Below are 15942 nucleotides of genomic sequence, written 5' to 3' on the forward strand. Positions count from 1 at the left end.
GTTAGTAAAGACGACTCTTTGGGGGGTTTGTGTGGGGCCGCTCACTTCGTTTCATTGACCTCAACTTGCAGCAGCTGATCGGAGTCATAGCGCGGAAAAACCGTTTTGTGGTTGACTATCAGCTTGTTCACCTTGCCGAACCCCAGCGATGCCTCGATCAGCGGCTGGCCCTGTAGCTGCACATCCAGTTGATTACCCGTGCGCGGGTCCGACGTTTTGGCCGCATACAAAAAAACTTTCGAGAGTGAACTTACCAGTGGCTTCCCGTTTCGGCGCAGGTAGCTCCCGTTGCCGATAAAGACCGACGATAATTTGGTGAGGTCCTGACGGTCGGCACCAACGGGAAACGAAACGGCAGCTATATATGCGTCAGTTTCCCAGCCGTTGATTACCGCGTTGGCGTTGCGATGCATTAATCGGCCATCGGCCAGCAGATTCATGAAAACCTCCGTCACCTGTCCGTTCTGGGTGATGCGCACACCGATGTAATTTGTCCCTTCAAACGTTTCAATAACGGGCAAATTACTCCGCCCGACGGCCCCGCTGGCTCCCGACGAACCCGTTGCCGTCTGCACGCGCTGGTTCGTTTCGTCCAACAGCACAATGGCGTTAACAAATTTGGTCCGGTCGGTTTTCTCCGGTGGCGATAAGACGTAGTAGGGAATCTGAACGTTGGTTGTCCGGTCTTTCAGGCCGTATTCCGTCCGGAACTTCATCTTTTCGGGTAAGTCATGCGGATAACCTAACGGCAGCATTTCAGGATATAAGGGCCGAAAAAGAATAGCGGCACTGTCTTTGGTAATCTCGAAGTCAGGGCCGCGTTTAACGGCTTTATCGGCATAATGCAACAGGTAATCGAAGCTGCCGATCTCGTAGGTTTTTACATCGTCGATGATCAGAATGACATTGCCAATCCAGAGGAAATTGCGGTAGTTGCGCAGGAAGTTGCGGGCCGTTGGACCAGTAGCATCGGCCAATATATACTTCAGCGTGCCGCCATCGATGAGGTTGTACAACTGCCCTGGATTCTTCACGGCGCTGTACTGGTCGCGCGTATCCTGTGCTGCTCCGTTGAACATGAGCACATTGTGCGCCCGGCTCGTCACGAAATAGCTGCTGTATTCCGGATTGCCATAGCCCACGTCGCCCCCATCGATGAGCAGGTTCTCGCCTTTATGGTAAAGGACAAACGAGCCCGCATCGGCATGGGCGTGGTTCCAGGTAAATCCGCATTTTACGCCCAGCAACGTAGCGTCCGGTTTCCACGAATCGCGCAGCATTCCCCAACCCATCGATTCATACAGGGCCGATGTGGGCAGAGACGGCGTGGCGGGAGCGGGTTTGTGCTCAGGATCATACAAGAGACCCATTGGCGTGCTGATACCCAGATCTTCCCGAAATGCATTGCGGGCCGTGTGCTTCAGGTACCAGTAGTAATCGTCTTTTCCCAGTCCCAGCTCAATGAGCAGCTTGGCCGGCCGGTCGCCATTGGCAAAATCGTTGCTGTCACCAAAATTCAGGGACATGAGCGACTTACTGTCGGCGCGTGGATAGGATGCGTTGATGAACCAGTCGACCGTTTTTTGCAGCAATTTGTCGTAGGGCATGTCAACTTTCCCGACCGCATTCGTGTACGCCAGCCTAAACAACAGGTATTCCGATACGCCATAGTTTGCATAGCTGACGCTCTCGTAAAAGCCACCGGCCGGGTCGAAATTCGACGGTTTGTTTTCTAGTACACTACCCGCAAAGGCAAACCACTGACGGCTGTCCTGCATTATATCGGCGGCCCATTTCCTGGCCTCCGGCACCTCGTTCATGACCGCCAGTGACGCTACTCCCGCTTCAAAAACGATAGCGGCCCACCAGTTATGCCCCATATTGTTGAGCGACTGGATCCGCTTATCTTTCGAGAGCCAGTCGGATACGGATGGCTCGATACCAAGTGTAACAATTCTGGCCGCAATCGCTTTACGTTCGTCTTTGGTTAGTGCCTTGTAGATCGCATCGTAGGTAACAGACGCCGTCCAGTTGGTATGGCTGGTGCCCAGACCGGCATTCCAGCGCGGACTGCGGTCGTCCATACCATCCCACGCCCCCCGCTCCACCAGTGCCTTAAGCAGCAAACCGGCCCGGTCGGCATAGCGCTTGTCGTCGGTCATGGTGTAGGCAAAAGCCAGTTGTTCCATGTTACCGCCTTTCGGCTCTGCCAGCCAGTTGTTGCAACGTTGACGGATAGCTTCCCAGTGACCAGCCAGCAGCGTGTCAGTCTTCATACGTTCTTTCAGACGCTCCGTGCGCTGGGGAGTATAGAAGAGGTAAGGGTGTGCTTTGCTGGCCTGCCCCCATAGAGAAGTCTGCCAGCAAAGCGAGAGAAAAAACAGTAGTACTGGCTTCAACTGTTTAGCCGAATAGTTCATAGAAAACGAATGGTAAGCGTTTTTTTGAGTTCGTTTGGTTTGTTCGGCCAGTTTCCGGGCTTCCTCTGGTTGCCGTCGATTATCATTTTTCAGATGGTGAGCCGGGGCCTGCACAGCCATTAGGGTTTTATCAGCTTGATTATTTTATCACCCTGTAACGTGCTGATCCGAAGTAAATAAACCCCCTGGTGCGGCAGTGCAACCGACTGCCGTTCGGTACTTGCGGCTTGCTGGACATGATGGTGTACTAACAGCCGTCCCTGCGCGTCGGCCATGTCCAGGTATAGCTCCTGCCCGGCGGCCCCGCGTATTTCTACCTCTGCTTTATCGCCCAGCACCGGATTACCCAGCACGGTAACCTGAAGTGGACTTTCGGTCGATTGAGCGGCTAAACGACCCGCAGCAGACACCTCGACAGGCTCAACACCACTGATTAGCTGGCCTTTATAATAGACCGTAATATGCGGGTTCAACGCAAAAGGGGCCGATGCCGTCCAGGAGTAGTCATTCGTTTCGGTAAACGACGACCAGTCGGCTTTGGTAATTCGATATTGAATGTTGCCGGTACTACTGCCGGGCTGCAATAATCCGAGAACTGGTTTCATTTTTAGCTCGAAATAGGCATCCGCATTTGTTCGTCCCTGCGACCGAACAAACTGGCCCGTCAGATTTGCGCTCCCTACTTGCGCGTAATCGATCCAGTAATTCAGTGATTGCGTTCCATCCGCCGTAAACCAGTAGCGAACGGATAAGTCCTTATAGGTGAGAGGAACATTTCCGTCATTATTGATTTTGAGAAAAGTACTGATGGTATTCGACGTTGTATTGGTGTTTTTATTCTCAGAATACAGGCTTAACTTCATCGATGGTGCTACCGTTGCTGGTTCGTTCCCCCACCAGAGTACCCCATTTCGGTAAAGCGTAATCCGATCGGTGGTAACATAGCTCGCCGAAGCGGTATACGAGTAGTCATCGGCTTCGTTGAAATTATTCCAATTGGTATTGGCCAGACGCGACTGGATACTACCCGAATTGCTTACTGCCTCCAGATTGCCCGCCGAAGCGTCGAAACTGTATTCAACATACCCGTAGGCGCCCTGACGAGGTTGCTCCAGGGCCACGTAGGCCATCCTAACTTTGCTGGTTCCCAATGCCGCATAATCGACCCAGGTGTTGATCCCGGCGTAGTTTTCGGCGGTCAACCAATACCGTATCGTTAATTCAGAATAGGGTACCGGCGTTGCTCCCTGGTTGACCAGCATCAGGTTTGGCTTGATGGTGTTATTGGTTAATTGGCCATTATCGCCATTCTGATACTGAATCTGTAGGGGAGAGGTTACCGTTAGGGTTTGACTTACCGGTACGGCCGCGGCATACACCTCATTGCCTGGCTGAGAAGCGGTAATGACGCTAACTCCGGGGGTCAACGCATGCACCTTGCCATCAATAATAGTTGCTACCGTTGTATTCGAACTCGCATAGCTGATCACCAGATTGGAGGTGGTGGTGGCAGCCGGATCAAAATCCGAATCGCCTGCCTTTTTTATCGGTAGGGGAGCAAAGGCAATAGTCTGCGTGTTGTAGTACAGCTGAAACCAGTCAACATTAAACAGAAAACTGGTGTAGCTGCCCCCGGTAGCGGTAAACTTAAAATAGAGGGTATGCACACCACTGAGGTTACTCACATTGGCATTGACCAGTGTGTAATTTGCCCAGCCGCCCGTTTTGGGAACGACCAGGGTAGCCACCAGCGGACCATTTACCCCATCCAGGCGAACTTCGATGTTTTTCGAGATTGTACTGCCTGCACTACTATTGCTGGCGGCTCGGGCTTCAAACTTATATAAGCCGCGCAGGTCTATGTTTTTAAAACAAACCCAGCTTCCGGATTTAACATTTCCGATACTCCTTGTCAGCCCGTCGGCCTCCGTTCCTCCAGCCGTTATCGCGTTCATGACCGAGTAATCTTCGGCTTCCAGCCGGTTGACAGGCAGCGTCGCAGTAGGAGGCAGTATTTTCACTGAATCAAGCTTAAACCAGTTGACCCTTGGCGAGCCATTGAGGTACAGGTAGATGTCGTGAACCCCAATCGGGCCGTTCAGGGCGCAGGAATCGGTTCTCCAGCTGTCACTGCCCCCCGTTGCGGGCAAGGCCATCTTACCGATCAATGGGCCATTGGCCCCATCCAGGCGAATACGCAGGGAAGCATCAGGAGCCGCGGTCGCATACCGTATGTAAAAAATCGTTGCGCCACTGTTCCCTAATTTGGCACCCGTATAAGCCGACCAGCTACCGTTACCTGAAGACGTGATAGCCCCGCCACCCCCTGTGTCGTTGGTAGACTGGGCAATTATGCCAGACTGAATCGTAAAATCTTCTGCCTGAACCGTTTCGTATGGATTAAATACCAGTGATAGGGTCTGGCTTGCTTTCGGGGCTATGGCGTATGTTCCATTTCCAGTCTGATAGGCCGTAATTACAACGGTTCCTGCCGAGACAATGTGTATTTTGTTATTGACAATGGTGGCTACGGACGGATCTGCACTGCTATAGACAACCGGTAGCCCCGACGAAGCCGTAGCACCCGGATCGAAATCAGCATCGCCAAAACGTTTTCGGGAGAGTGGAGGGAATGAGATCGTTTGACTGGTTAACGTCGTTGGTGACTCAAGAGAATACATCAGTGTACCCCACCCGATCAAATGTTCGCCATCGTAATTCACGGCACCTTTTGTTTCAATTCGGGTTTGGGCAGCCGCCATGGCCGTGAAAGGAGCGGGTATTCCTTTTCGTTTGGTATAATAATTATAGACCATTTCGTACATCGGCAGGAGCTCCGGCGTCGACCGGTTTGTTGCCGTGATTTTGCTCCAGGGGCCCATCGTACAGCGGTGAACACTCGCATCCCAGGGGACATCATCGTATCCTAGCAGATACTTGGCGGTGTACTCAAAGCCACTCAGAATTCGGTTATCGGAAGCACCAAATAAGTCGAGTCCCTGGTGTTGCGCCGTCCAGGCAACCTCTGCCAGATGACCAATGTTGACCTGAGCGTGAATCTGATCGCGACCGCTTTCCGAATTCTGGCCGGATGGAGCAATGATCTTCGTTAGGCCGCTACAGGGGAAATTGTAAAACCCATTGACAGCAAAGTTGTAAATGGCCGAATCGTTGCAAAAAATACCGATGCCCATCATCGCTTTCAGGCATCCTCCTCCCCAGTTGGCATCGGCATCCTCATCAATTAAAGGGACAAAGATCGTTTTCAACATGGTTTCAAAGCGGGCGATATCGGTCTGGGCCCATCCGCTGTAGGTGTATCGGATAATCTCAGCCGCGTTCACCCAACGAAAGCCAACTTGACCGGCGCCAAGCTGAATGTCTGAGCCATACATAACTTTTAGCGTAGATGACCAGGCGTTCATGAGCTCAATGGCTTTTTCCGCATGAGCCGGATCGCCGGTAAGCTTCCACATAATGGCATTCTGATAGGCGGCACTGGCATCGCGGATGAATATGGTATAATTTCTCAACCCATTTTTATCCCGCTGTACACTGTCGGCCGGGCCACGGCGAACGTAATTTTTTGATGAAGCCCCGTCCGCTTTAAACGTGTTGTAAGCACTAATCCAAGGTTCCTGATTGGCTCCAATTTTAGCTTTGATACGCTCAAAATCGGATTCATCATGCAGGATTCCGGGATGCGTAAACGATTGTGCTACACTATAATTGGTTAGTAGCACTAATACAAAGAGTAAATAAAAACCGTAGTTTTTCATAGCTACAAGGGTTGAGTTTGTCTGGGATCTGAAGTCAGTATGCATGGGTGATATTCATGCATACTGACGTGTTGTTAGCCCGATAAGGTCAGGTCAGCCTGGTGAAATTTGGGCAAAGAATTCCCTTCCGGCAGAAAATAGACTCTTCCGCAGACCGACTTTAGTAGATAAGGTGATTTAATTCTTTACCAGCCCGGGTTCTGGACCAGATTCCGGTTCAGGTTCAACTGGTCGATGGGGAGGGGATATAAATAGTTTTTGCGGGCGAACTTGCGGTTGCTAACTGGATCAATGATCAGGGCGCCATTGGCCGGATCGACGCCAAACGGGTATACACTGGCCTTATAAATGGCGATCTTGGAAGCCGGGTTCACGAACGTTGCCAGTTCCGTAGGCTTACCCTGATAGGAAATCACGGCACCTTCGATGGGCTGATTTAGTTCCTGTTCGGCAATAGCCCAGCGTTTGAGGTCATTGAACCGGGAGTTCTCCATAAACAACTCCAGCGCCCGTTCCCGGCGAATCTCGCCCAGCATCGTCAGACTCGGATAAGGAGCGATCAGGGCATTTGTGAGTCGGGCAACACCCGCTCTGGCCCGAATCTTATTGATCGACAGATCCAAGTCCGTATCCGAAATGGTGCCATTCCCCAGCTCACACTTGGCTTCGGCGTAAATTAAGTATACTTCGGCCAAGCGTATCTGCGGGTAATCGTACGATTCCTGGTAATCGGCCCGGACAGGGTGCTCGGACGAAAACTTCCGGTTCGAATACCCTCCCAGCGTAGCACTGGTCGATAAATTCGGGTAGTAGGTCGCAATGATGGAGGGGAAGTTTGTCAGGTTAAAATAATTCGCTTTGGTGTAATCGGCACCCGATGCCGTACCGAACCCCCAGTATTTGTAACTCGGGATATTGACCAGACTCCGCAACCGCCAGTCGCGATTCTGGAATTCGTCGGTCATAGCCGCATAACCTTTCGCCAGCGGAGACACGCTATAGGGAAGGCCGTCTTTACAGAGGTACATGTCCATCATTTTCCGGCTGGGGCCCAATCCACCCACCGTATGCGTCAGGTTGGCATTTCCCTGCAGCAGCGAATAATCGTACTTACTGGACAGAATGAATTCCTTATTGGCGGATTTATTCAGGCCTTTGGGATTCGAAGCCGCGTCTTCCAGAACGTAGAGGTAATAGGTACTCAGGCTGTCAACCCCGTTGAACAATTGATAGTCCGACGAACTCATCACCTGCGACGCCAGGGCAGCGGCTTCTGTAAGATAGGCGGTGGTATTATTCCCCTTACCCTGTCCGGCCGCAAAATCGGTCGTTTCCTTCACATATTTCTCCCACGTACCTTCATAGAGCAGTACGCGTGCTTTAAAGGCTTTGGCCGCCTGCTGGCTGACCTGCCCTTTATCTCCTGACGCAATTTTGGCTTCGGCAGGTAACCCGGCAATGGCGCTATCCAGGTCGGTCAGAATTTGTTTTGAAACCTCATACCGATTATTGCGGGGAGCATTCAAGAGTGGGCTATTGACATCGGCTACAATCGTATCGATCGGGACTCCTCCGTAGCGCTGGAGGAGAAAGAAATGATGCCAGGCGCGGAAAAAATAAGCGGCAGCGGCATATTGCCGGATACTGGCATACGACCCCTGATAGCCTTTTACCTTTTTGAGCAGAATGTTATTGGCCCGAATGTAAGTATAGGGATTGTTCCAATAGATATCGCTCTGGTTGAGGCCATTGGTGCCTTGCCCGGCTGACGACGTTCCCGTGGTCAAGTCAGAACCAATATCCATGAAATCGTATATACTGCTGCTGTTAACGGGCCTGAAGCCAATCATTTTATTGTAGAAATCATTCGCGGCTGCTTTGAACTGATCGGGCGTTTGGAAAAACACAGCCTCGGTTGGCTGATCCAGGGGATCTAGATCCAGGAATTTCTTTTCGCAGGCTGTCAGCAGCAGAACAAGGCCAACGCCAACGAATGATATATAGTTAGTTGCTTTCATGCGACAAGCGGATTAAGTCGGTTTACGAGATATTGGAAAAGCTCCGTTAGAAAGAAAGATCGATGCCAAACGACCAGGTTCGGAAGAATGGATAGGTACTGTCGGAACTTTCTCCACGTTCGGGGTCGAAGCCGTCCTTCACAGAAGTCAGTTCGAAGAGGTCATTGCCCGAGAAATACACCCGGATACGGTCGGTTTTGATTTTCGACGTGAACTGCTGCGGTACAGTATAGCCGATGATCAACGACTTCAGCCGGGCGTAGCGTAAGTTCTGGATATTCACGTCGTTGAACTGCCAGTTCCAGTTGTTGCGGGTGGCATCGAACGACATCCGGGGATATTGCGCGTCGGTGTTTTCCGGCGTCCAGGTTTTACCAATGTAGCTGGTATTCACGTTCACGTAATTCCGAAAGAACGGTGCCCGGGCGTTTCCTCCCCGCAGAATATACCACTGACCCACGCCCTGCACAAAGGCCGAGAAGTCGAACCCTTTCCACTGCGCGCCCAGATTGACCCCAAAGCTGTAGTGCGGGTTAGCATCGCCGTAGTAATACACATCGCCACTGCCGGGCAGGCCCGTACCCGTTGCCGTAATCTGCCCGTCGCCGTCCAGATCGACCACTTTCAGGTCGCCGGGCCGAAGCGTCGTTGTGGCGCCGGTCATGGAGGATAGATTGCCCTTGCCGCCGTATGTAGCGTAATAAGCCGCTACGTCATCCTTATTGGTAAAATAGCCATCGGTTTTATACACAAACAGGGCATTGAGCGGATAGCCCTGACGTGGTGAAAACTTACCGGCCGCCCAGCTGTCTTTGCCTTGGTACGAAACAACATTGTTGGTGTTATCGCTAAGCTGAAGCCCCACATTGTAGTTTACCCGCCCTACGTTCGACTTCCAGTTGATGGCAACTTCCCAACCCCGTGTGCGCAGCGTACCGCTGTTGGTCGTAGGAGCCGTACCGCCCAGAATGGATGGGTAGGTAATGCCGATGAGCATCCCTACATTTTTCTTTTCAAATACGTCGATGCTGCCGCTGAGCCGGTTGTTTAGCAGGGCAAAGTCCAGACCAATATCCTTGTTGACCATCCGCTCCCATGAGCGCTGATCGGTCGTGATGGCCGAAAGGAAGGCGCTGGTCTGGAGCGAGGGGGTAGCCCCAAAAAGCGCCGAACCAATACCGATGGTCGACACATAGTCGTAGTTGCCCAGGCTGGCCTGTCCGCCAGTTTCGCCGTAGCTGGCCCGTAGTTTCAGGTTGTTGAACAGGTTCAGATTCTTCACGAATCCTTCTTCCGACAAACGCCAGCCCGCCGACAGACCATAGAAATTGGCCCAGCGGTTGTTCATGTCGAAGCGGGAGGAGCCATCCCGACGCCCCAGGGCTTCGAACAGATATTTCTGGCGGAAGCTATAATTGAACCGGCTGATATAAGACACAAGGCCCCAATGGCTGGCGGTTCCACTGTTGGTTTGGGTATTGGTCGTAACGCCCCCGCTAACCGTGTTGGGCGAAGCGGTGTTGAGCGTAAACAGGCCCGCATAATCCAGGTTAGCCCGGCCTGCGTTCACGCCTTTGGTGTCATTTAGTTCGGCTGTATTGGCCACCATGAACGAGATATCATGATCGCGGGCAATGGTTTTGACATAATCAAGTTGTACTCCGTAATTCTGGTACAACGTATTGTTGATCGTTTCCGTAATGCCCTGCTGGGTATTCTGGGTACTCGTGATCCGGTCGCCCGTCCAGGAATAAAAGTTAAAGCGCTGGCTATAGAGCGTTGCCCAGTTGTCGCGTTTCGTTACGGCAGCGTTAGCCGTCAGTTTCAGGCCCGTGATCAGTTCAACGCCTAAACGGGCATTGAGCCGCATGATCGCTTCATTGTTCTTTGAGGTACCGCCACTTTGCGTAAACGCCACCGGGTTCCGATACCCATAATCATCGTAATAATCACCATTGAGGTTATAAGCCGGGAAAACTGGCGCATCGAAAAAGCCGGTATTACTGCCACTCAGACCAAATCGGGGGCTTTGCACGGTCCGGTTGTCGTACGACATACCCGTTTCCAGCTTGATACGTTTGGAAATGGTGTAGTCATAGTTGAAGCGTAAATTGTATTTCTTTTCTCCGTCATAGGCCGTCTTCAGCAGGGAGCGATTATCCGAAAAACCCACGGAGAAGAGGTAAGCCGTTTTATCCGACGAACCCCGTATGTTCAGATTCTGCTGATTTGACCAGGCCGGTCCATAGAGTGCGTTCTGCCAGTTATTATCCGCATAGTGCGAAACCAGACCAGTGGAGGGGTTGGTATAGTCGAACGCCTGACCCGTAGCCATTTTTTGCAGGTTCTCCTTTGTCCACTGCGGAAACCACTCCACCGGGTTGCCACTGGCATCGACCTTGTCCTGCGTGGAAGCGACCAGGTACTGCTGCGCCCATTGCGACATGTTCGCCCAGGGAACAGTGATGCCGATGGTATTGAGTCGGAAATTGCTGTTGAGACTTACCTGCATCCTGCCTCCTTTTCCCCGTTTGGTGGTAATGAGCAGGACACCTCCCTGAGCCCGGGCACCGTAGATAGCCGCCGACGCATCTTTCAGGGCAACGACCGACTCAATGTCGTTTGGGTTAATGGTGTTCAACTCCAGCGACCCGACCACCGAAGGAACCCCGTCGATGATGATGAGCGGCTCTACACCCGTCACGGACGACTCGCCCCGCAGGCGAATATTCAGCCCTTCGTTGCCCGGACGTGCTGACGTCCGCTGAATGAGCAAGCCGGGTACCTGCCCTTGTAAGGCAACAGCGGTGTTGGCAACAGGCCTGTCTTTGAATACTTCTTCGCCCACCTGGGCGATAGCCCCCGTTACGGTTGCTTTTTTCTGTTCACCAAACCCAACGACGACGACTTCGTTGAGTGCTTTGGTATCGGGCTGGAGCGAGACGGCAATGACGCTCTGGGTACCCACCGTTATTTCCTGGGGGGCGTAGCCGACGAACGAAAAAACAACTATAGTGCCTTTAGCCGGAACGACCAGTCTATAATTGCCATCAATGTCGGTTGTTGTGCCGCGAGCCGTTCCTTTCATAACGACACTGACCCCCGGTAAGCCCTGCCCTTTTTCGTCCGTCACTTTCCCCGAAATGGTTTCGTCTTCTGGTTTGGCGGTTTCAGCCGAAGCCATATCCGTTGACGAAGCCGCTGAAACGGCAGATTGAGGGGTAACTGGCGTATTGGGTTCCCGGTTCAGGATGATGTACCCTCCGGATAGCGCATACTGAATATGCAGGGGCCGGAGCAATCGGGTCAACACCTCCTCCAGCGGCAGGTTCCGAGCCAGAAGACTCACTTTACGATCGCGAACGAGCGATGGTACGTAGGAGAAACGTACTTTGGCCGTTTTTTCCAGTTGACTGAGTATGAGCTTTAGATCTCGCTGTTCTGCCTCAACCGACACCGTGCGATTGAGAACATCCTGTGCAAATCCGTCCCGGCCAAACGTCATGCTGGCCACCAGAACAATAAGCATCAGAGACAAACTGGTTTTCATGAGTACCGCAATTAGTTTGCGTTTGGTAATCGTTTTTTTCATAATTTACCAACTGTTTTTAATTGTAAGAAAACAAAGCCCTCCCTGGCTCCTTCAAAAGGAGCAGTGTTTGCCAAGACATAGAGGGAAGTACAACAGTCGCGGGGTAGAAATGAACATGGGTCCAAGCATGTCCATTTCGATAGCCCGGCGACTTTTTTTGTAGGCAGACGATTCGTTACTTCATCGGCAGCATTGGGGTTTAGGCGTTAAAAACATACTCATTAATCACAACCGGCACCGGTAATCACAACCTGTGTACCATCTACTTTATAGCTGGCGCCAATGGTTCGGCAGATTATATCCAGTTTAGTGAAAAAAGGTTCGTCGCTCATCGGCACCGTCAACTGACAGTTTTTTAGGGCGGATTTATCGTAAACAATCGACAAACCATACGCTTTTTCCAGCCGGGCAAACACATCGGCAATGGGCGTATTCTCGAACTCAAATGAAACAGCCTTTTGGTCTGATTCCGTGGGCACTACCAGGGGCTGGTCGGTGATGGTACGTGTGAGTTGGTTGGCCTCGGTCAGGTAGGTGGCTTTCTGGTTCGGTGACAGCATCAGTTTTTCAGTCAGCTTTACGGACTCGTCGGTTGGCGCCATCGGGTAAACAGCCACCCGGCCGGTACGAACGACCACCGAAACCTCCCTACCACCCGTTCGAATCGTAAAGCTTGTTCCAACAACACGAGTGACCAGCCCGTCGGCATAGACAAGAAAGGGACGTTTTGGATTTTTGGTTACGTCAAAGAAAGCTTCTCCCGTCAGAAATACCTCCCGCACGGATCGTTTGTCCATATCACGGGCATAACTCAACCGACTTTGCCCGGTCAATGTAATCCGGCTTCCGTCGGGTAACGTCACGACACGGGATTCGCCCTGGGTGCTGGCCACTTCCGTCAGGGGTAAATCCGACGATTTAACTACCTGTTCATACGCGTAGGCTGGTGTGGCAGGCCAGTATTGCCAGAGGCTCCAGCCAATACCAATAAGCAGCAAAATCGCAGCGGCCGCCTGCCACCACACCGATCGACTGTTCAGGCGACGAACGGGTGTTTCTATGGCCGGCGACGTACTCGATAATATTCGGTTGACCTCCCGGGTCAGTTCCGTATCCGATAGGGAGGAGTTAGACTGAATATGCAGAATAAACGTACGAGCCTCGTCAAGATCAGCTTTCTTTTCCGGGTAAGCTGTTAAAAGATCCTGCCAGATCGAACCGTTAGCGGGGGAGCCATTACGAACCCACTGCACGAAGTCGTCGTCAGCCAGGAAATTTTCGACCTCATAATCCTTATATTGCTTCATGATAGAACACCATTTCAAGAGGCTTCTATAAGGAGGATAAGAAACGCATCAGATTATAATGAAAAAAAATCATCTTTTTTTTCATTATATATTTAACTGATTAACTATGAGGAGATTACTACAAATGTGTAAAGAAATACAAAAAGAGAAACAGCGGCCCCCATTGTTCACGAACTGATTTGAGGGCCAGAGAAAGTAGATTGGTGGCGGCTGGCCGGGAGATATTCAGCACGAGCGCGATTTGTTCGTTGGTAAGATTTTCGAAAAACTTCAAATGAATAACCTCCTGTTGGCGCTGTGATAATCGACTGATTGTTTTATGCAGGTGAGCGCGTGTTGCTGCGTCAGTTTCGTCCTCAATGATGCGGTTCTCAATATAATTACCGGAAGCGGATTGATTGTCTTCCCATTCGTCCGGGAGGTTGACAAAAATGGTATTTTTCTGATACTGCTGAAAAATGCGGTTTCGGAGGGCCGTAAATAGGTAAACCCGCAGGTTGACAACCGGGCCTAAAAACGCCCGACGTTCCCATAAACTGACAAACAGGTCATGAACACAGTCTTTCAGCAACTCCCGGTCGTTCAGGAATTTAGAACCATAGTCGAACAGGGGCCTGTAGTAAGCACGCAACAATGCCTCAAAGGCTTGCCGATCACCTTCCCGAAATAGTTGCCAGAGTGTTGTATCCTGCTCGGTCACGAAAAAAACAGTCCATTTGAGGGTACACAAATATACCCCCCAACCCGAATAAAGCCCAAAAAAAAGGGCAATGGTTCTATTTCGCTGGTATGTGAAACGACATTGTTCGTCTGCCGGGATAAGTTGTTTACGTAACGAAAGGTAAAAAAGATCGCGTAAGGCATTAAAATGGTACACAATAACTGGACAAATAGCACAACTTGAATCACAAAGTGTCTTACCCTGATTTTGTTCGGCCGTTTTTTTGAACAGTAGCTGGGTTGACTCGTCCTGGCAATTGTTGACCGTTCGTATGCAACTGATGGTGTTTGACAGATTAAAAAAATATCCGTCTCGTGTGGAAGCGAGACGAAAAAAATATCATGCAGGCTTCCACCCAAATCGGACATTTACAGAGATACTATTTGACCTGAAGTTCGTACTTTGGCTTACTTATAAATGATTACACAAAAGTTGCCAAAATTCGAAGAGGTATGAGAATATGCGTATACTGTGCCTCTAGTGCTAAAGTACATAGCGACTATTTTGAGGCAACTGAAAAGTTAGCCCTGGAATTTGTTAAGGCTAACGTAGAGGTTGTTTATGGCGGTGGGGCTGTTGGTTTGATGGGAAAACTCGCCGATACCATCTTGTTACAGGGTGGTAAGATTAAAGGCATTATGCCCCGCTTCATGAACGAAGTAGAATGGGCGCACAAAGACGTCACTGACTTTGAGTTTACAGAGACCATGCACGAGCGGAAAGCTAGATTCCTGGAAGGAATCGATGGACTTGTGACCTTACCCGGGGGAAGCGGAACATTGGAAGAGCTATTAGAAGCAATCACCCTAAAGCGGTTAGGCCAGTTTACTAAACCTATCGTTATTCTTAACACCAAAGGATTTTATGATCCGCTACGGGAAATGTTAGAGCGGTGCGTTCATGAAAACTTCATGCATGAGAAACATTTGGAAATGTGGTCATTTGTGGACCAGCCCAAAGATGTCATTGATGCGCTGATGACAGCCGCTGCCTGGGATAAAAGTGCGATTGATTTTGCGACTAATAAGTAAGGCTATTCATCTCGGTAAATGCTTCCAGCTGAGACAAGGAAACGTTCATGAATTGGCCCCTGCCCTCTGGAGGACGCCGTATTATGCATCTGCTCCTTAAATGGGGCCTTAAAAGAGACGATTCAATAGTGAGAATGGATCCGGGGACATAACAGGGCAAATTGTCGATTGAGGTGTCCGTAATTTCGGCGATGTAAGAGAACGCTAGGATATGCATACCCATTTACATTAGCCTGCTTGTCCAAAAAAGTACATAAATGTGGCTAAGCCTAGAATCAATAATGACCAACTTACTATCATTCGAAGGCTAGGTAAGGCGCCACTCATTAATACGCGCTTGCCAAGGGGTAATAGAGCAATGCAAAGACCTGTTGTGGCCAAGATAGATACAAAAGAAGTCCCTTTGAGTACGCCTAGCATCAAAGCCGACATCAGACCTAAACCAATTGAGCCAACTAGACTTAGCACGCCAGAGCGATACGTGCCAACCGCTAGGATTACCCAGCCAAACATGATGGCCGCTGACAAGCTGGAAACGATGTGGAAAGCGCCATACGAGTCGGCAACGGCCTTGATAGCCAGTGGCAGATTTTGCACCTTCACTAATTGAAAGGCTAGATGATTGATGCCGTAGTGGAAGCTACGAGCGAATAAGCCCAACATCACCAACGTCCCTCCCCAGCATGCCCAGGCCGGTTGTCTTTGCCCAACTAAGTTGGCTACGGTGACTATGGCTGGCCACAAGAGGATATTACCAGCCAGAAAAAGACTATAAGCAGTGGTGACTAGAGTTGGCAGTTGGTCAAAAGCTTTGAGTTGTTGGGGAAAGAAGAACTCAAATTGGATGAGTAGCAGTTGGGAAAGAATTAAGAGAAGTGGGGCAATAATCATGGAAACTCCTGCGATCCAACGGCCAGGGAACCAAAATGTCGTTGATTCAAGAGACTCAATTTGGTGCAGCATATTATTGTTTTTAGGGTAATTTTATTGCATTACAAGGTATTGTGTAATACATACTACATAAGTGGTTTTGTTCGCGTTTCAACGGCAATCGCTGATTTCTTTAAGACGCTA

8 protein-coding genes are annotated in these 15942 nt (G+C 50.7%); 1 reads left to right on the plus strand and 7 read right to left on the minus strand.

Annotated elements, in window-relative coordinates:
- Nucleotides 1-41: 41 nt before the first annotated feature.
- The 6 genes from NT073_RS15260 to NT073_RS15285 all read right to left on the minus strand — a co-directional run bounded on the left by NT073_RS15260 (nt 42) and on the right by NT073_RS15285 (nt 13816).
- A complete protein-coding gene (locus NT073_RS15260; protein WP_297375088.1) occupies nt 42-2540 on the minus strand; it encodes a heparinase II/III family protein in 2499 nt (832 codons plus the stop codon).
- Nucleotides 2540-6199 carry a carbohydrate-binding protein gene (locus NT073_RS15265; RefSeq protein ID WP_297375090.1) on the minus strand — a complete coding sequence of 1220 codons (3660 nt, stop codon included), beginning with the start codon at nt 6197-6199 and terminating at the stop codon, nt 2540-2542. The genes NT073_RS15260 and NT073_RS15265 overlap by 1 nt, the downstream gene beginning before the upstream one ends.
- A 185-nt stretch (nt 6200-6384) precedes the next feature.
- Nucleotides 6385-8217, minus strand: a complete 1833-nt coding sequence (locus NT073_RS15270) for a RagB/SusD family nutrient uptake outer membrane protein (protein WP_297375091.1) — start codon at nt 8215-8217, stop codon at nt 6385-6387.
- Nucleotides 8218-8263: 46 nt separating this feature from the next.
- Entirely contained in the window at nt 8264-11809 is a 3546-nt protein-coding gene (locus NT073_RS15275) for a SusC/RagA family TonB-linked outer membrane protein (protein WP_297375093.1), read from the minus strand.
- Between the two features lie 221 nt (nt 11810-12030).
- Nucleotides 12031-13116, minus strand: a complete 1086-nt coding sequence (locus tag NT073_RS15280; RefSeq protein WP_297375095.1) for a FecR family protein — start codon at nt 13114-13116, stop codon at nt 12031-12033.
- A 118-nt stretch (nt 13117-13234) separates the two neighbouring features.
- Nucleotides 13235-13816: a sigma-70 family RNA polymerase sigma factor gene (locus NT073_RS15285; protein WP_297375097.1), complete on the minus strand. Its 582-nt coding sequence runs from the start codon at nt 13814-13816 to the stop codon at nt 13235-13237.
- A 473-nt stretch (nt 13817-14289) separates the two neighbouring features.
- On the opposite strand from NT073_RS15285, the gene NT073_RS15290 reads away from it, so the two are divergent.
- Entirely contained in the window at nt 14290-14868 is a 579-nt protein-coding gene (locus NT073_RS15290) for a TIGR00730 family Rossman fold protein (RefSeq protein WP_297375099.1), read from the plus strand.
- 228 nt (nt 14869-15096) lie between these two features.
- Here the strand turns inward: NT073_RS15290 and NT073_RS15295 are convergent, their stop codons facing one another.
- Nucleotides 15097-15831 carry a hypothetical protein gene (locus NT073_RS15295; RefSeq protein WP_297375100.1) on the minus strand — a complete coding sequence of 245 codons (735 nt, stop codon included), beginning with the start codon at nt 15829-15831 and terminating at the stop codon, nt 15097-15099.
- Nucleotides 15832-15942: the final 111 nt, after the last annotated feature.

This window comes from Spirosoma sp. (genome assembly GCF_026391055.1).
GTDB lineage: Bacteria > Bacteroidota > Bacteroidia > Cytophagales > Spirosomataceae > Spirosoma.